The sequence below is a fragment of the Micromonospora sp. NBC_01392 genome (assembly GCF_045040125.1).
In the GTDB taxonomy this organism is placed as follows: domain Bacteria; phylum Actinomycetota; class Actinomycetes; order Mycobacteriales; family Micromonosporaceae; genus Micromonospora.
Genome location: NZ_CP109549.1, coordinates 3,811,858 through 3,828,666, shown reverse-complemented (window position 1 = coordinate 3,828,666; position 16,809 = coordinate 3,811,858). Strand labels below are relative to the sequence as shown.

Annotated in this window: 15 protein-coding genes; 4 read left to right on the top strand and 11 right to left on the bottom strand. The window is 71.3% G+C overall.

Features of this window, described 5'->3' with window-relative positions:
* Positions 1 to 60 precede the first annotated feature (60 nt).
* Together OG767_RS16495 and OG767_RS16490 are read left to right on the top strand one after the other, a co-directional pair.
* Positions 61 to 1,452 (top strand): pyridoxal phosphate-dependent decarboxylase family protein, encoded by a 1,392-nt coding sequence (locus OG767_RS16495; RefSeq protein ID WP_405089360.1) that lies wholly within the window; start codon positions 61 to 63, stop codon positions 1,450 to 1,452.
* 47 nt (positions 1,453 to 1,499) lie between these two features.
* A complete protein-coding gene (locus OG767_RS16490) occupies positions 1,500 to 2,093 on the top strand; it encodes a hypothetical protein (RefSeq protein WP_405089359.1) in 594 nt (197 codons plus the stop codon).
* A gap of 232 nt (positions 2,094 to 2,325) precedes the next feature.
* Here OG767_RS16490 and OG767_RS16485 read toward each other — a convergent pair whose 3' ends face one another.
* The 8 genes from OG767_RS16485 to OG767_RS16450 all read right to left on the bottom strand — a co-directional run bounded on the left by OG767_RS16485 (position 2,326) and on the right by OG767_RS16450 (position 10,772).
* Positions 2,326 to 3,117 carry a class I SAM-dependent methyltransferase gene (locus OG767_RS16485; RefSeq protein ID WP_405089358.1) on the bottom strand — a complete coding sequence of 264 codons (792 nt, stop codon included), beginning with the start codon at positions 3,115 to 3,117 and terminating at the stop codon, positions 2,326 to 2,328.
* A 137-nt stretch (positions 3,118 to 3,254) separates the two neighbouring features.
* A complete protein-coding gene (locus OG767_RS16480) occupies positions 3,255 to 3,983 on the bottom strand; it encodes a hypothetical protein (RefSeq protein WP_405089357.1) in 729 nt (242 codons plus the stop codon).
* A gap of 9 nt (positions 3,984 to 3,992) precedes the next feature.
* Positions 3,993 to 4,994, bottom strand: a complete 1,002-nt coding sequence (locus OG767_RS16475) for a hypothetical protein (protein ID WP_405089356.1) — start codon at positions 4,992 to 4,994, stop codon at positions 3,993 to 3,995.
* Positions 4,991 to 5,242: a hypothetical protein gene (locus tag OG767_RS16470; protein WP_405089355.1), complete on the bottom strand. Its 252-nt coding sequence runs from the start codon at positions 5,240 to 5,242 to the stop codon at positions 4,991 to 4,993. The genes OG767_RS16475 and OG767_RS16470 overlap by 4 nt, the downstream gene beginning before the upstream one ends.
* A gap of 1 nt (position 5,243) precedes the next feature.
* Positions 5,244 to 5,933 (bottom strand): DUF6308 family protein, encoded by a 690-nt coding sequence (locus OG767_RS16465; protein WP_405089354.1) that lies wholly within the window; start codon positions 5,931 to 5,933, stop codon positions 5,244 to 5,246.
* Between the two features lie 115 nt (positions 5,934 to 6,048).
* Positions 6,049 to 7,257, bottom strand: a complete 1,209-nt coding sequence (locus OG767_RS16460; protein ID WP_405094233.1) for a 3'-5' exonuclease — start codon at positions 7,255 to 7,257, stop codon at positions 6,049 to 6,051.
* On the bottom strand, positions 7,218 to 8,210 hold the full coding sequence (locus tag OG767_RS16455; protein ID WP_405089353.1) for a hypothetical protein: 993 nt from the start codon (positions 8,208 to 8,210) through the stop codon (positions 7,218 to 7,220). The genes OG767_RS16460 and OG767_RS16455 overlap by 40 nt, the downstream gene beginning before the upstream one ends.
* A 27-nt stretch (positions 8,211 to 8,237) precedes the next feature.
* The gene (locus OG767_RS16450; protein WP_405089352.1) at positions 8,238 to 10,772 is read right to left on the bottom strand and encodes a DUF262 domain-containing protein; all 2,535 of its coding nucleotides are present in this window, start codon (positions 10,770 to 10,772) and stop codon (positions 8,238 to 8,240) included.
* A 220-nt stretch (positions 10,773 to 10,992) separates the two neighbouring features.
* Between OG767_RS16450 and OG767_RS16445 the strand changes: the two genes are divergently transcribed.
* Complete coding sequence (locus OG767_RS16445) at positions 10,993 to 11,280, top strand: NIPSNAP family protein (RefSeq protein ID WP_405089351.1); 288 nt, start codon at positions 10,993 to 10,995, stop codon at positions 11,278 to 11,280.
* Here the strand turns inward: OG767_RS16445 and OG767_RS16440 are convergent.
* The 3 genes from OG767_RS16440 to OG767_RS16430 all read right to left on the bottom strand — a co-directional run bounded on the left by OG767_RS16440 (position 11,275) and on the right by OG767_RS16430 (position 16,042).
* Entirely contained in the window at positions 11,275 to 14,793 is a 3,519-nt protein-coding gene (locus OG767_RS16440) for an eIF2A-related protein (protein WP_405089350.1), read from the bottom strand. The two genes, OG767_RS16445 and OG767_RS16440, sit on opposite strands and share 6 nt — an antisense overlap.
* A gap of 106 nt (positions 14,794 to 14,899) precedes the next feature.
* The gene (locus OG767_RS16435) at positions 14,900 to 15,781 is read right to left on the bottom strand and encodes a helix-turn-helix domain-containing protein (RefSeq protein ID WP_405089349.1); all 882 of its coding nucleotides are present in this window, start codon (positions 15,779 to 15,781) and stop codon (positions 14,900 to 14,902) included.
* A 123-nt stretch (positions 15,782 to 15,904) separates the two neighbouring features.
* Positions 15,905 to 16,042: a hypothetical protein gene (locus OG767_RS16430; protein WP_405089348.1), complete on the bottom strand. Its 138-nt coding sequence runs from the start codon at positions 16,040 to 16,042 to the stop codon at positions 15,905 to 15,907.
* Between the two features lie 114 nt (positions 16,043 to 16,156).
* Between OG767_RS16430 and OG767_RS16425 the strand changes: the two genes are divergently transcribed.
* Positions 16,157 to 16,393: a GntR family transcriptional regulator gene (locus OG767_RS16425; RefSeq protein ID WP_405089347.1), complete on the top strand. Its 237-nt coding sequence runs from the start codon at positions 16,157 to 16,159 to the stop codon at positions 16,391 to 16,393.
* Positions 16,394 to 16,809 lie beyond the last annotated feature (416 nt).

Here is a 16,809-nt window from a genome sequence, read left to right as displayed (position 1 = left end):
GACTGTGCCGGCCACCCGACCGCCCTCCCGAGCCGGCGGTCACGGCGCTAGGGTGCGGCGATGGACGAGCTGCGGAAGCTGTTCCGGCGGGCCGCCGACCACGCCGTCGACTACCGGCGGTCACTGCCGGAGCGGCCGGTCGGCCGGCCGGTCGACCAGGCCGCGCTGGACCGGGCGTTCGCGGCCCCGCTGCCGGCCGTGCCCACGCCCCCGGAACAGGTGCTGGCCGACCTGGTGGCCGCCGCCGACCCAGGGCTGGTCGCCACCGCCGGGCCGCGCTACTTCGGCTTCGTGGTCGGCGGCGCGTCCCCGGCCGCCACCGCCGCCGACATGCTCGCCGCCGGCTGGGACCAGATCGCGTTCAACGCGGTCACCTCGCCGGCGGCGGTCGCCGCCGAGACCGCCGCCGGCACCTGGCTCAAGGAGCTGCTGGGCCTGCCGGCGTCGGCATCGGTCGGCTTCGTCACCGGCGGCCAGGCCGCCAACACCGCCGGGCTCGCCGCCGCCCGACACCAGGTCCTCGCCGACGCCGGCTGGGACGTGGAACGGCGCGGCCTGCTCGGCGCGCCGCCGGTGCGGGTGCTCGCCGGCGCCGAACGGCACGCCACCATCGACCGGTCGCTGCGCCTGCTCGGCCTCGGCACCGACGCGCTGCGCGAGGTGCCGGCCGGCCCCCAGGGCGCGATCGACCCGGACGCGCTGGCCGTGGCGCTGCGCGACGCCGGGCCCGGCCCCACCGTCGTCTGCCTCCAGGCCGGCAACGTGAACACCGGCGCCTGCGACGAGCTGCGCCGGGCCTGCGACCTCGTGCACCGGCACGGCGGCTGGGTGCACGTGGACGGCGCGTTCGGGCTGTGGGCCGCCGCCAGCCCGGCCACCCGACACCTGGTGGACGGCATCGAGGCGGCCGACTCGTGGGCCTGCGACGGGCACAAGTGGCTCAACCTGCCGTACGACACCGCGTTCGCGTTCTGCGCCCGACCCGACGCGCACGCGGCGGCCCTGTCGTATTCGGCCGCGTACCTCGTGGGTTCCGGTGGGGTGCCGGCGGGCGCGGACCTGACCGCGGAGTCCTCCCGCCGCGCCCGTGGCTTCGCGGTCTGGGCCGGCCTGCGGGAGCTGGGCAGCGACGGCGTCACCGCGCTGGTGGACCGGTGCTGCGCGCTGGCCCGCCGGTTCGCCGACGGGCTTTCCGCGGCCGGGTTCGAGGTGGTCAACGACGTGGTGCTCAACCAGGTGCTGGTCGGCTTCGGCGACGACGCGCGCACCGATCGGCTGGTGGCCGCGGTGCAGGCCGACGGCACGTGCTGGGTGGGCGGGACGACGTGGCGGGGCCGACGGTTGATGCGGATCTCGGTGTCGAACGCGACCACCACGGCGGCGGACGTGGACCGGTCGGTGGCCGCGATCACCCGGCTGGCCCGCCGGCCGGGCGGCGACATGGTTCACTGACGGGCGTGACATGGCGACGGGTCGCTTCCACGGCGGCGGTGTTGGTCGTGGCAGTGGTGGCCGTCGCCGGGTGGCGCTGGTGGCACCAGCGTCCGCCCTACGGGCCGGAGGCACTGCACCTGCGGTCATCGTTGGAGTTCGTCAGCTACGAGCAGGCGCAGGCGGCGCTCGGTTCGGCGTACCAGGCTCCGGTAGCGTCCGGCGGTGACCAACTGGTGCTGGGCCGGGTGTCCTGGCAGACGCCGCCGGCATCGCTGAACGGCGGATACTTCGCGCTCTTCCTCGTCGACAAGCGCACCGACCTCAAACCGTCGGTGTTCGCGGTGGCCGCACCGCAGGAGAGCGTCAGCTTGGGCAGCGCCGGGGTGGAGAACAGGATCGTCGACCACTACCCCTGGTTGCGCGGCGCGGGCGACATCCGGGTCGGCGAACACGAGTGGCAGAGCGTGGGGAGCCGGCTCGCGATCGGGGACTCGGGTGCCTCACCGGTGACGTTCGTGGCGCTCTTTCCGCATTTGGAAGGGCACCGACGGGAGTTCCCGATCGCCACCGCACCGGTGACGCTGCCCGATCTGCTGTTGGCACTGGTCTACCTAGGACCCGATGACCAGGTCTTCTGGGCACAGCGGCTCCAGGGTTGACCCATGTCCCTCGTCGGCACGCATCCACGCGGCTGGTGGTCGGCCCTTCGTTGGCGCGGTGCATCAGATGGTGGCAGGGCAACGGGACAGATGCCCAGCGCGACCCGGCTATCTGCGTGACGGTTGGCGATGTCCTCTGGGGAGGGCGGTGGCGGCACTCCGCCTTCGATGCCGCCACCACCGCCAAGATCACATTGTCAGCGGCGCGGCGCCGGTAGCCCGCTGAGTACGGCTACGGTTTCAGCACGCCACACTGCAGCCAGACGTGCACCCGCTCGGTCACCTCTTCCCTACCTCCGAGGGCGTCGCGGACCTCGGCGGTGAACGCGGCACGCCGCTCCAGCGCGGGCAACTGGTCGGCCGACATCGCGGAGAAGACGCCGCCGACCATGTCGTCGACGGTGAGCGGAGCGTCGTATCGCACCACCGACTCCACATACCGGTAGCCGGCCCGCACGAGCGCCTCCTGGTTGAGTCGGCGACCGGCCTCGTCGGTTTGGCAACTGGCGGTCACGGGATGCCCGAGCAGCCGTTCCAGACATGCGCGCAGCGCGCCGGACCAGTCCGTGTCCTGCAACCACAAGGGCGCGCCGTTGGTGACCACCGCGACACCGCCGCCGGGACGCAGCATCGACCGCGCGGCGGTGAACGCGGCGGCACGGTCCATGAAGTGAATCGCGACAGCGATGGTCAACGCGCCGACCGTTCCAGTTCCGAGCAGCCGGCCCACCGCGGCCAGATCGTCGTCCGCGCCGAGAAGCCATGTCACGTTGGTCCGTCCACCGTTGACGGCGGCCGCACGGGCGATGGCCAGCATGTCCGGCTCCGGGTCCATGCCGATGGCCGCGGCCACCCGGGCTGCCAGCGGGATGGTCAACTGGCCGGTGCCACAGCCGAGGTCGATCACCGTGTCGTCGGCGTCGAGGGCCAACGCCGCGGTGAGAGCGTCGAGCACCGCGGGCGGATAGCCGCGCCGGTGCCGCGCGTAGTAGGTGGCCACCTCACCGCCGAATCCCCTCGCCATCCCCGCAGCCTGCCCGCGATCTTCCTGAGAAGCGAGACATTCTGCTCACGGCATGCGAAGGCCATCGGTTTCCCGAGCGGGGAAGCCCGTCGCGGGAGGATCAGTGGCGGTGCGGGCCGCGGTCGCCGCGATGGCGATCACGACGTCGTAGCGCAGCGCCGTATCGATCTGGCAGTGCAGGCCGAGTTCGACGACACGCCCGTCTCTCGGGTGCCAGGAGCGATCCGGCGTAGCTCGGCCGAGTATCGCTCAAGGGCGTCGATCGTCGGCTTCCACAGGTTCGTCCAGTTCCGCTGTGGCCCCACGGCAAAGGACAGGTGTAGTGCGACCGGGCCCTCCGGGAGCGGATCCGCGTCGCTGAGCTGATCGTGGATTTGTTGCTTGAAGCCGACGGACTGGCTCGATGCGCTGGTACGGACCATGTGGAGCTGGCCGGTGGCAGCATCGCCCCGAAGGGGTCGCGCCCGGGCAATCTGAAGCGAGGATGTCGGTGACGTTCGCTTCGTGGCCCAGGCGCTGGCGAATCGCCGCCCTGTCTTCCGGGTCAGGTGCGCGACCAGCGGCAGCAGGTAGTTGTCAAGATCATGGTGGACGAGCAGCGGCGTCTTAGCCGGTAGACCGACATCAAGCCTGAGAGCCAGCGGGTCGGGCAACGCTTCGAGCCGCAGCCGGACAAGTCGGTCGATACCGCTGAGGAACTCCCCGAGCCTTACCTGGTCGGGATCCCCGGACTTGTTCCAGCTTGCCGGACGCGGCTGCACTGGAAGATCGATCGGGGCGCCAGTAGGCACGGCATACCGCATATGGGACAGCTTGGCAGCAAACAGTGCTGATGTCAGGCCCGCGCTCGTCTCCTCGTGCCTCACTGAAAGTAGTCAGCCTCTCCTCCGGTTGCCCAGGCGCGCTGCCGTACCCCCGTGTCGCGCGGGATCCACGAAGCGGTCGGTGACGTCACGACCGGCGGGCAGCACGTCCGCGAGTCTGATCGGCACCACGACCCGGACCACCTCGGTGCCCTTCCCGAACGACGCCGGCATCCGCCAGGTGCGCCACTTCCGCAGCGGTGCTGTCCGCTGCCGCTTGAGGGTCGCCTCAGCGGCGATGACGTCGGCGTGGCGCCCCTCCACCACCTCCACCAGTTCCGCGCCGGCGCGCAGATGCTCCCGTACCCGAGCCGGGCGACCGACCCCGAATTTGAGCAGCCCTCGATGCCGGACCAGGTACAGCAGATAGGGGGTGTCCCGCAGCGCGGCGAACGACCGATCGCCCGGCTCCGGCGGACACTGCGGGCAGGCCCGGTCCCGGAACCGCTGCCAGGCGCCACACCGGTCGTGCACACCCCAGGTGCCGTGGGACCAGGCTGCGGTCCGTTCGCCGTGCCACGGCAGCCCGTGGACGTCACCGGTGAGGTCGTCCCAGCCGTCCCGGCGGCGCCGGTCGAGTTCCGTACCGAGCGCGATGGCCGCCTGGAACTCGGCGGCGACGCGTACCGGAATGTCGTCCTCCGCGGTGAGGCCGCCGAACTGGCGGAGCTGCGCCGCGTGGGCTGGTTCGTGTGGGACGCGGGCCAGCAGGCGTTCCCCGGCCGCGAGGGCGTAGCCGGCCGAGCGCTCGTCCAGGCAGATGTGGCACCGGGTCCGCCAGCCCGTGCGGCAGATACGGCGGGTGCCACAACTCCGGCACCGGTAGATCTCGACACCACTGCCCTCCGGCAGCAGATCGAGCCGCTCCATCTGGTCCGCCACCAGCGCCGCGCACGGCTGGCAGTGGGCGTGCCAGGCGATGTCCGGGCCACGACCGCGCGAATTCGCCCGGCCGTGGACGACATCGCCGCAGTTGACGCAACGCACCATGGCCTCCTCCCCGCGGATCGTCATTCGTGCGACGGGTCGGCGCGGGATTCCTTGGCCGCGAGCGCCTGCGGGGTGCCCCGGCGACCGCCGGCCTCCCACGACACCGTGCTGTAGTCGTCCCAACGCTTGTCGACCGCGGCGGTGTCGGCCCCGTCGCCCAGGGCGACGGTGAAGTCGCAGCCGGTCGCGTTCATCTGCGCCCAGATGGCGTTGGCGATGTCCGCGTACCGATCGGGGTCCCGGCAGTCGAAGCGGATGGTGATCTCGCGCATCTCATCGCTCCGCGGGGGCGGGCAGCCGCAGGCCGGGACAGCCGCTGGGAAGGTGGGCGTGCCGGTGGCGCATCCAGAACACGACGTCGAGCACCCGCAACCGGCTGACCGCGGCCGGCAGCTCGGCCTCCCGGTGCAGGGCGTCGAGCCGCCGCGCCACGGCAGCGGTGTCCTCGCGCAGTGTGTCGTGCAGCCATGCCCAGAAGCCGCTCCGTGTGCCGTAGGCGCAGGACACCACGTGGTCGTAGACCGGCACGAGCTTCGGGCGTTTACGGGCGAGCAGCTTGCCGGCGGTGACCCAGCCGATGCCGGGCGTGTCGCAGAGCAGGCGCCACGCGGTGTCGGCGGCACCACCGTCCACGATGTAGGCGAGCGCGTCGTCCTCGCCCAGCTCGACGTCGGTCGGGATCGTGGCCAGTGCCGCGGACACCTCCCGGCCGAGTCGCCCCTGAAGCAGTTCGAGCCGCTGTCCGTGGCGGATGCTCACACTGAGCAGTTCCACCGCGATGAGGTCCTCGGCGGTGACGGTGTCCGCGACCTCCGGGCGGGATCCACCGCCGCCCAGCACGTCGAACTGCGCGCCCGTGTAGGCCGCGTCGGCGACACCGTGGAAGTAGCTCCGGAGGTCGCCGACCGATTTCGGGGCGGCCAGCACGGCCCGGATCTCGGCGAGGGTGAGGGGTTGGCGCATGGGTCTCCTTCGAGGTCCGGGCCGCGTCGCCTTTCACGTCGCCCCGGGGATGATCGAGCCAGCCAACCAGACGTCCGAAGTGGAGCGACGTCTCCGTCGGGAACGCGACTCGACCTCACACCACCGGGCCACGGCTTTCCTGTGCGGAAAGGTACGGGCTGGGCGCGCCGCTCCACGACACGTGCAGGGCCTCGCGGGCGCGGGTTGCCGCGACGAACAGCAGGCACCGCTCCCGGAGCAGGTCGTTGTCGTGCTGCATCTGGTCCACCTCCGCCGGCGTGACCTCCTTGGCGAACGGGATGGCCTTCGCCGTCACCCCGGCCAACGCCACGCAGCGGAACTCCAGCCCCTTCATGGCATGCATGGTGGCCAGCCGTACCCCGTCGACGTCGGCGCCCGGCTGGTCCCGCACCCAGGCGGTGGGAATGCCGGCGGCGGTCAGGGCGTCGTGCACGCCGCGCAGCGTGGTGGTGAACCGGGCGCAGACCGCGATCTCGCTCGGCCCGACGCCCTGCGTCACCCACTCCCGCACCCGCTCGACCAGCGCCGTCACCTCGGCCTGCGGGGACGCGTACCCCTGGGTCTGGGGTTGACGGCCGTGCAGCAGGGACCGGTAGCCGGCGAGGCTGTCCTCGCCGTCACCGCCGAGTTCGTCGACCCGGGCGCCGACGAGCACCCGGGTGGCCCAGGTGAGGATCTCCTCGGTGCTGCGGTAGTTGACGCGGAGCCGGCTGCTGCGCCCGGCCACCGAGATGCCGAGCGAGCCCAGCGACACCCGTGAGTCGTAGATGCGTTGGTGCGGGTCGCCGGTGATGAAGAGGTCGTCCGGGCCGGGCGCCACGGCGGCGCGCAACACCCGCCACTGCGCCGGGTGCAGGTCCTGCGCCTCGTCGACGACGACGTGGGTGAAGCCGTGGTCGGCGAGGTCCGCGTCGGCGAGCAGGTCCGCGGCGCGGGCGCAGATCTGCAGGTACGTGGCGGAGCCGGCCGCGGACAGCTCGGCGTGGAAAATCTCGACGGCGTCCCATAACCGGTCGCGTTGCCGCGCGCCCAGCACCGACCCGCGACCGCGTCGGCTGGCCGCCCGGTAGTCCTCCCGGCTGCGCACGTCGTGGGCGAGCACGACGTGCCGGTATTCCTGGGCGAGGAACTGCTCCGGCCACGGCAGCGTCAGTCGCCGGCACACCCGCCGCCAGACCTGCCGTTCGTCGACGTCACCGACGGGCGTCGGCACCCGGCCGGCGAGGGCGCGCACCGTGCGGTTGGCGAACGCGTTGACGGTGGTCACCTCCACCCGGGCGAGCTGCTTCTCGTCGTCGAGCAGCAGCGCCAGGTGCTCGCGCAGCGTCGCGGCCAGGGCATTGGTGTACGTGAGGTGAGCAGCACCCGGCCGTCGGCCGAGCGGGACAGCAGGTGCTTGACGCGGTGCAGTGCCGCCACCGTCTTCCCGGTCCCTGGACCACCGCTGACCTGAGCCGGGCCGGTGTAGGACGGCCGGTACGCGACGCGCCGCTGCGACGGGTGAAGGAACACCCGCCAGGCGGCGAACGGCTTGTCGAGGATCTCGGCCAGCTCGTCGGGTCGGGTGACCAGCGTGATGCGGTTGCTGGTGTTCGCGATCGCCATCGCCAGGCTCTCGCTGGGCTCCTTCGGCGCGTCGGCGGGCCGGCGTTCGGTGACCAGGTCCCGGTAGACCTCGTCCGGCGTGAAGCCCTCGGCGAGGTGTTGCAGCACCTCGTACTGGTCCTCGGGCAGCAGCGTGCCGAACGCCTCCAGCTGCGGCTTGTCGATGATGGTGCGTACGGCGCGCAGCACCTGGTCGTCGATGCCGAGGTGCCGCAGCGCCGTGTCGGAGTGCTTCGCGAACAGCAGGCTCGGCGCCTGCGCTGCCGCCTTCTCCAACGCCGGGGTGAGTTGCTCGATGGCCACCACGTTGCGGACCTCCAGCGCCCGGGTGGCCGTGTTGACGGTGTAGAGCAGCTTCGTCGCCCAGGTGTACGCGGCGTCGTGCGGCACGACCTTCAGGAGCAGGAACGTGTCACTGCCGTCGTCGGGTGCGAGCACGACGCCGCGCCAGAAGTCGGTGACGCGGATGGTCCGCATCCGCGGGTCGCGGGCGTTGTGCACCGACTCCAGGTGCAGGCCCTTGTCGGCGTACAGCTCGGCGATGGTGAGCTGCTGGAACTTCTGCATCGCCTTGCGTACGCCGGCCTTGATCGGCTTCTCCAGGACGTCGAAGCTCTGCCAGAAGGTGTTGGCGAAGGCGAGCTGGGGCACGGGCGGCCTCTCAGGGGCGGCGAACGGTCAGTCGACGAGTAGTTCGTCCGTGGCGGGCACCTGCGCCTGGTCGTAGAACCAACGGAGGTGGTCGAGCAGCGCTTCGCGGGCGTCGGCGTCGGCGAGGACCGCCAGCGGGAAGCCCGGCCGCAGGGTGAGCCTGGCGGCGGCGATCTGGACGCCCGGCAACTGGTTCAACCGCTGCCGCAGTTCCTCCCGCAGGGCCACCGCGTCGAACGGCGTACGGATGCTGAGGTGTTGGAAGACGACCTCGCACTTCCCGCTGGGGTAGAGCGCCACCGGCCAGATGTTGCCGTATTCGTGTTCCTTCCCCCGGGCCAGGAGAAAGCAGGAGGTCTCGTCGCCGTCGCCGTAGCCCAGCATGCCACCCATGGTGGTCCACGCGTCGAGCACGACGGCGACGGCCGTGGCGACCGTCGGCCCCTGGGACGCGGTGAGCTGTTCCATGAACCGCGCGGCGCGGTCGACGGCGCCGGTCGCGCGGGGTCGCGGCTCGGGCAGGTCGGGCGGCGTCACCCCGGCGAGCTGCGCCAACTCCTCGACGGTCAGGCGCTGGGCCGGGTCGGCGCGGCCGTTCCTGTCGAACGTCACGCCCTCGCCGCGCAGCACGTCACGCGGGTCGTCGGTGCGGCCGGGTTCGAGCCACTTGAAGTTGCCCGCGACGACCCCACCGGCCTGGAGCACCCGGTGGGCGTTCAGGGTCGGGTGGTTGGCCAGCCGGTTACCCACCGGCTGCGGGGCCGTGCCGATCAGGGCGGCCAGGTCACCGTAGGTGGTCCACGAGCCGGCCGGCAGCTCGGCGAGGGCCTTCGCCAGCACGTCCCAGGGCACGTCGGACTGGTTGCCGCTCTCCTCGGTGGGGCCGGGCCAGATGGTGACGATCCGGTCGACGAGGGCGTCGGCCCGCGCCAGGATCTCCGAGCGGCCCCACCGCTGCCGGTCGGCGATGTCCCGGCTCAACCGGACGCCGCTCTTCGCCAGGGCGGTCCGCTTGGCCGCGAACGGCTTGTTGCTCAGCTCCGAGTTGTAGCCGGTGAGGGTCAGGTTCCCCAGGGTGTGCACGAGCGCGTCGTGCGCCTCGTCGGGGGTCTCGTCGGCGTCGAGGTCGGCGGCGAGCATCTGCCGCCACTCGTCGCCGAGGGTCTGCGGAAGCACGTGCTCGATGGTCAGCTTCTCCAGCGCCACCGGCTCCTTGCTGCCGTGGGACTCCTCCAGCCAGCGCAACACCAGGTTGCGCTGGCTGGCCCGGCCGTTGAGATAGAACGGGATGGTCCGTACCAGGGCGCGCAGGCTCGCGTCGGTGGCCCAGTGCTTGCGGCCCGTCGACAGGTATCGCCGCACCGCCTCGTGGACCGGCACGTCCCGGTCCATCTCGGTGACCACGGCGAGCAGGATGCGGTTGATGTTCATCGTGCTCCGGCCGATCAGCAGCCGCCGGACGAAGAAGCTCTCCAGGTACAGCATCGCGGCGGCGATCTGCTCGGAGGTCGCCGTGCCCCGGTCCCGCCGGTCGAGCAGGTGCAGCAGCACCGGGTAGACGGTGGTGGTGCCCCATGCGCTGAGCCGCTCCAGCCGCTGCCGCACGGCCGGGTCGTGCTCCTCGGCTGGGTGCAGGATCACCCGCAGCAACGCGCCGAGGCGGCTGAACCGCTGCACCTCGGCTTCGACGTCCGCTTCCGTCCGCAGCTTCTCGAGGCGAACCTGCTGGCTCGCGTACGTGTCGGTCTGCTTGACCTTCGGGTCGCGGTGAACCAGGTCGAGCCAGAAGAGCAGGACCAGCTCCGTCGGGGTGAACCGCTGCTGCAGCGGCAGCCAGAGCGCCTCGTAGACGGCCTGCCCCCGGTTGGGCAGTCGCATGAAGATGTAGTTGCGCAGCAGGTCGGCCTGAGTGAGCGTCAGCCCGGTGTTGTTCAGCGACTCGAAGATCCGGTAGACGTTGTCGCCCGGCTTGGCGGTGATCGCCACCAACGCCAGCCCGGTGATCACGGCGCTCTCGATCTGCTCGACGGCGATCGGCTCCTCGGCGGTGCCGAGGGCCTCCAGCGCCTTGGCGAAGAACCGGTACGCCCGACCCACCGCGTTGTCCGCGCCGGCCTGCGGCGTCGACCTCACGCAGGCCACGTACGCGTCCCGGTCGGCCTGGGTGGGGACCAGCTTCAACCAGCGCTGCTCCTCGAACGGGTTGGTCAGGTACTGCTGGTCGAGCCGGAGCCGGTGTTTTTCGCTTTCGTGCTCGGCCCGGTGGTCGCGGATGGCGCAGAGCAGGATGGTCAGCGTGGTGAGCCGCTGTTGGCCGTCCACCACGAGGTATTCGGCGAGACCGACCGGACCCATGGCCGGGCTGGGCGCGAGCACCAGTGAGCCGATGAAATGGGTGGCGTCCGGGTGGTCGGCCCGGTCCCTGGCGAGCTGGCAGACGTCGTCCCACATCCGCGCGAACTGGAGCTCGGTCCACGAATAGGTCCGCTGGTAGAGCGGCACAAGGTATTGCCTCGTGCCCTCCAGCAGACGCTGCAACGTGGTTTCCTGCGCCGCGACCATCCCGCCACCGTCTCTTTCGGACTCATCCCTGAGTCGGCAAGACAACCAGATCGATCCGCCCGGGACCAACCCACACGAAAGGTCGTGGCGTCGGATAGTCGACAGCCAACCGGGCGGGGCGACATGGGGAGCCAGCCATCGCGCCTCCCGCTCGGTCGGGGCTAGGGTCGATGACGGAATCAGACACGGCTCGGTGGGGGTGGCAGGCGTGGCAAGAACGGTGCAGATTCGCACTTACACCGTGCGGGCCGGGCTGTTGGACGAGTGGGTGGACAAGTGGCAGCGCATGGTCGTGCCGTTGCGCCGTGATCTGGGCTTCGAGGTGCACGGCTCGTGGAAGGACCACGCGCGCAGCCAGCACATCTGGGTGATCTCCTACGACGGGCCCGAGTCGTTCGAGGAGGCCAACGCCGCCTACTGGGCCTCGGAGCGGCGCAGGACGCTCGGTCTGGACCCGGACGACTACCTGGTAGGCGAGGAGACCCGCGAGGTAGAGCAGACGCTATGAGCCCGCATCGGCTGGTAGCAGGTGGGCTCGCCGCTCGTCGTCGGTAAGCGTACGGAACACCCGCGAACGCGCCGCGGTGGTCAGCTCGTCCACGTCGAGGGAGTCCGCCCAGACACGTGCGGTGCCGTCAGCGGAGCAGGTGGCGATCTGTCGCCCGTCCGGCAGCCATGCCAGGCCGGTCACGCCATCACGGTGCACGCCGATCACCTCGCCCTGGTCGTCGTCGAGGCCCCAGAGCCGCACGGTCCGGTCGTCGGAACCGGAGGCGAGGCGCTGGCCGCCGGGGGCCCAGGCAACCACACGAACCCGCTTCTCGTGGCCGGTCAGCACCCGCGGCCGGTCGGCCCCGGTGAGGCTCCAGACGCGGATGGTCCAGTCGGCGGAGCAGGAGGCGAGCCGGCTTTCGTCCGGCGCCCAACTGAGGCCGTCCACGTAGTTCTGGTGCCCGGAGTGGACCGTGCAGTCGCCCGGGTGTTCGATGTCCCAGACCCGAACGGTGCGATCGTCGGAGCCTGAGGCGAGGTAGCGACCGCTCGGCGACCAGGCGAGTGCGCCCACCCAGTCCGCGTGTCCGCGCAGGACGCCGGCGGCACTGCGCGTACGGACGTCCCACAGCCGGATCGAGTTGTCCTTGCAGCCTGCCACCAGTCGGGAGCCGTCCGGTGACCACGCCAGCGACTCCGCCTCCTCTCCGAAGTGCACGTTCCCGTCGGCGCCGACCAGGTGGACCGAACCGTCGTGCAGGGCCACGGCGAGCACGTCAGCCGCCGGTGAACAGGCGAGCGCCACGACCGGCTCCGGCCACGTCGTCACGACAGCCGTACCGTCCGGTTGCCACCGCCGAACGGTGCCGTCGGCACCACCGGTCACGAACCTCGCGGCCCGGTCCAGCGCGAGAGCGGTGACGGGCCCCTCGTGCCCGGTGAGTAGCCGTCGTTCAGCGCCGCGCGGTTGCACCGCCCAAAGCCGGGCGGTGCCGTCACCGGAGCCGCTGACCACCCGTCGTCCGCACGGGGACAGCCCGACGGACCAGGCGACCTGAGTGTGCCCACGCAGCTCGGCCACCTCGCGTAACAGCCGGGTGTTCCAGGCGTGGATGCTGCCGTCGCCGCCGGCGAAGACGACCGTACGACCGTCCGGGGACCAGGCGACCGACCACACCGGTGCTCGCTGACCGCCGATCACGTGCCGAGTCTCGCCGGTCGCCACGTCCCAGATGCGGACCGTCTGGTCGCCGGACCCGGTGACGATTCGACGGCTGTCCGGTGACCAGGCCACGGCCTCGACGAAGTCACCGTGCCCGGTCAGCCGCCGCTCGGGGCGGCCGGCGGCCACGTCCCAGACGATGACGGAACGGTCGTGCGAAGCCGAGGCCAGCGTGCGGGAATCGGGGGCGAAGCACAGGCCCCACACGTCGCCCTCGTGGCCGACCAGGTGGGTAGCGAGCTGCCAGGCCGAGGTGTCCCACACCCGCACTGTCCGGTCCCGACTTGATCCGGCGAGGCAGCGGCCATCTGGTGACCAGGCGACTCCGCGTGCCACGTCGCCGCAGGGCAGCACCGCGACCGTCGTCCCCGTCGTGGCTTCCCACACCCGGATGGTGCCGTCCCGTGAGGCGGTGGCGAGCCGGGCAGCGTCCGGGGACCAGTCGACAGCCTCCACCATGCCGGTGTGCCCGCGCAGCACCCGGACGACCGTTCCGGTCTCGGCGTGCCAGATCCGCGCGGTGCCGTCCCGGGAGGCCGTTGCCAACTGCGCGCCGTCTGGTGACCAGGCGACCCCACGGACCGCATCCGTGTGACCGGAGAGCACCGCCTCGGCGTGGCTGAACGCCAGCGACGCCATCAACGCCCGTCGGGCGACTGGCGTGGGTGGGCATTCCCGCAGGGCGGCTGTCGTCAGCAGCACCGCCAGCTCCGGGTACCGGTCCACGTTGCCGAGCGCGAACTGGCCGATCGTCTCGGAGACACGGTGCAGGAACGCGATGTCCCGGCTGCGGGAGGCGGTCACGAGGGCACGGGCGGCGGGGCTGTCCTGCCCGGCCGTTTCCATGGCCTCCAGCCACTGCCCGGCCAGCTGAAGCCGATCCCCGGTGAGCAGGTAGTCGCCGCTGCGCCCGGCGTGCACCCAGTCCGCCGCCCACCGTTCCAGCTCGGTACGCCGCCGGAGCTGCTCCGCCCTGGTCTCCACCTGCTGCCGCAGTGGCGCCCACCGACGGAACAACGCCTCGTGGGCAACCTGCACGTACGGTTCACCGTCGAGCACATCGGTGGTGAGCAGCCGAGCGTCGGTGAAGGCCACGATCACCCGTCGCTGGTCATCGGAGAGCTCCCGCAACGGCACCCGACGCCGGGTCGGTTCGATGTCCTCCATCGCCACCAGACGGAGCAGGGTGGCCAACACCTCGTCGGTGACGCTCTCGCGGCGTATCTCCGCCATGACACTGTCCGCCTGGCGCCCCAGCGCGCCCGCGACGCCACCGAGCGCCCGGTATGCCTGGCGGGTGGCCGTAAGGCCCGGCCCGGCTGCCCGGTGCAGTTCCTGAAGCAGGTACGCGAGCATCGGCAACGCGTCCGGCGTGGCCGCGTCGCTGATGATCTCGTCAACGAGCCCGTCCTCGAAGCGCATCCCGGCGAGCTGCGCGGGCTGCTCCACGACCGCGACGAGGTCCGCCGGCCGCACGGTGCCCAGCGTCACCGGATTCGCGAACAGGTCCGGACGAGGGCTCGCGAGCAGGCCGGCGAGAAACTCGACCCGGAGCGTCGCGACAACCCAGAGCCTCCGATCGGCGTCGAGCGCCGTCGCGACCTGCTCCAGGAACGTGGCCTGCTCTGCGGCGCTCGACAGCGTGACCAGTTCCTCAAGCTGATCGAGAATCAGCAGGACGCGCCCGTGCCGATGACCCGTCCGAGCCCGCCAGGCCGCCAGGCTACGGGCGAGACTGTCCGGACGGGACCGCACGTCCCGCAGCGCGCGGGCCCGGTCGCCAGCGCCCAACGTGACCGCGAGATCAGCGAGCCCAGCAAGGGGCTCACCCCCTGGCGTCACCGTCGGGAGCACCTGCCACCGGCCACGTCGCAGCCGGGGAACGACGCCCGCGTGGACCAGCGACGACTTGCCGCTGCCGGACGCCCCGGTCACACAGACGAACCGGTCGGCCCCGTCCAGGCCCAGCTCGTGCAGCCGTCGCACCAGCTCGCTGACCTGCTCGTCCCGCCCGAAGAACACAGACGCGTCCTGCTCGGTGAAGGCGGAAAGCCCAGGGTAAGGGCTCCGATCCGACTGCCACACGGGTCGGGTGCTGCGCGGCGCCTCCCACCACAGCACCAGGCCGTTGCCCACGATCAACACCACCAGCAGGACGATCAGTGCGGGCCCGGCGACCTGACGGATTCCGGCATTCAATGGTGAGGCGTCGGCGTTGGCGAAGAAGTTCGCCGCGATCTCCAGCAGGACTGCGATGATCAGAAGTGACAGTTGCAGGGCGATGGGTGGACGTCGACTCGGCCGCACCGACCCTCCCCAGCGATGATCCCCGATGGGATCAGGTTAGCTGGTAGGTGCTCCCGTCGATGGCCCACTGGAACGCTCGGTGACGCCTGTAGCCGCGCGCCGGCTCTCAGCCGTGCCGCACCTCCTCCAGGATCTTGACGATGAGCCGCCGGGACTCCTCCTCGCCCAACGCCAGCGCGTCCAGGCCCGCCCAGGCCGTCTCGTACGCGGCCACCTCCGCCGGCCGGTCGAGATAGAGCGCCCCGGTCAACGACTCGCGGTAGACCACCGGCGGGTCCGGTTCGACGCGGCTACCGAGCGGGAAGTCGAGCAGCACGAACGTGCCCGCGACGGCCCCGGCGGACAGACCGGCCGCGAGCGGCACCACCCGGATCGTGACGTGCGGCAACCAACTCGCCTCCACCAGACGCCCGAGCTGCTCGGCCATCACCGCCGGGCCGCCGACGCCGCGCAGCAGCACCGCCTCGGCGAGCGTCACCTCCAGCCGGGGCGGCGGGGGCAACCGCCGCAGCAGCAACTCCTGTCGGCGCAGCCGTACCTCGACCAGCCGTTCCCGCTCCTCGACGGTACGGCCGGCGCGGGGCCGGCACACCGCGCTCGCGTACCCCCGGGTCTGCAGCAAGTCCGGGACGAGCGTGTCGGCGTGCTCGCGGAGCCGGCCGGCAGCGGCCTCCAGGCCCGGGTACAGCGCGAACCAGTCGGGGATGGTGTCGCCGTAGGCGTGCCACCAGCCCTTCGCCCGCGTCTCGGCGGCCAGGCCGGTGAGCGCGCCGGTCAGCGCGGGCGTCGCCGCGTACAGCTCGCACATCGCCCGCACGTCGAGCCCGCGCACCGCGCCGACGCCGCTCTCGATCCGCCACACCTTCTGCCGGCTGCACTCCAACGCCGCCGCCGCGCCGTCGAGCGTCATCCGCGCCTCGGTGCGCAGTTCCCGCAACGCCCACCCGAGCGTCCGGCGTGGCACCGACGACCCCACCGGCTCAGCCATCCGCGCTTCTCCCCTCGGCCGGCCCACTTCCCCGGCGGTAGCGGTCCGCGCGCTGGTTGCGCACCACACACGCCGCCCGTCGCCCGGCCCGCTGGTAGACCTCCGCGCCGTCGCACCGCGACGTCAGAACCGCATCGGGTACGCGGACAGCCGCGCTCTGCTGCTGCCGGCGCCCCGCACGTCGCCGTCGGGTACGGCCTGCTCAGCCGCGTCGACGGCGACGTGCCCCAACCGCCAGAACCACTTCCGCCACCTGCCCATGCGGTTCCTCCCTGCTGAAGCCTCTTGGGCAGCACTCTACCGCACATATAAAGCCTGTAAAGATAGGAAGGGGATGCTCGAGACCATGTTCCAACTGGCTGCTTTGCTCACGGCATGCCCTACGCGCAGCCACTGTGGCGCCAGATCAGGGATGATCTCCGCGCAAAGATCAAGGCTGGCATCTATCCACCGGGCAGCAAACTCCCGTCAACTCGACTCCTGGCAGAGGAGTACGACACGAGCCACATGACGGTCCGGCGAGCACTCGACTCGATGATCGAGCTGGACGAACTCGTGGGCCGTACAGGCATCGGCGTTTTCGTCAGCGACACGCCGGGGCGCAACAGCTAATCGTTCGGATTTGCTTGTACGCAGCCCGTCGTCCTTCCCGACTCCCAGCGGGAGCGACGCCACCGACGATCCACATGACCTCAGACCTCGCCGCCCCTCGCAACCCTGTGCCGGATCTCCTTGAGAGTGACCGTCTCGCCAGTACGAGCGTCCTCGGTCGACCAGAAGTCGAGACCGTCGGTGGCCTGCGACGGCGGTACTCCCGGTGCACCTCGTCCAAGTCGAAGAGATCCCAGCCCAGCGCTCCGATGATCGGCTCGATGAGTCCAGCTTTGGTGTTCTGCTCGCCGATGCGTTGGTGCTGACGCCGGAACCGCGTCAGGCGTTCGACGCACTGCTTGACCGCGTCCTCCAGTTCGAACATGTTCCTCATTCCTCATGCGGTTCCATGCAGCCCGGACGCCATGCCGCGCGGT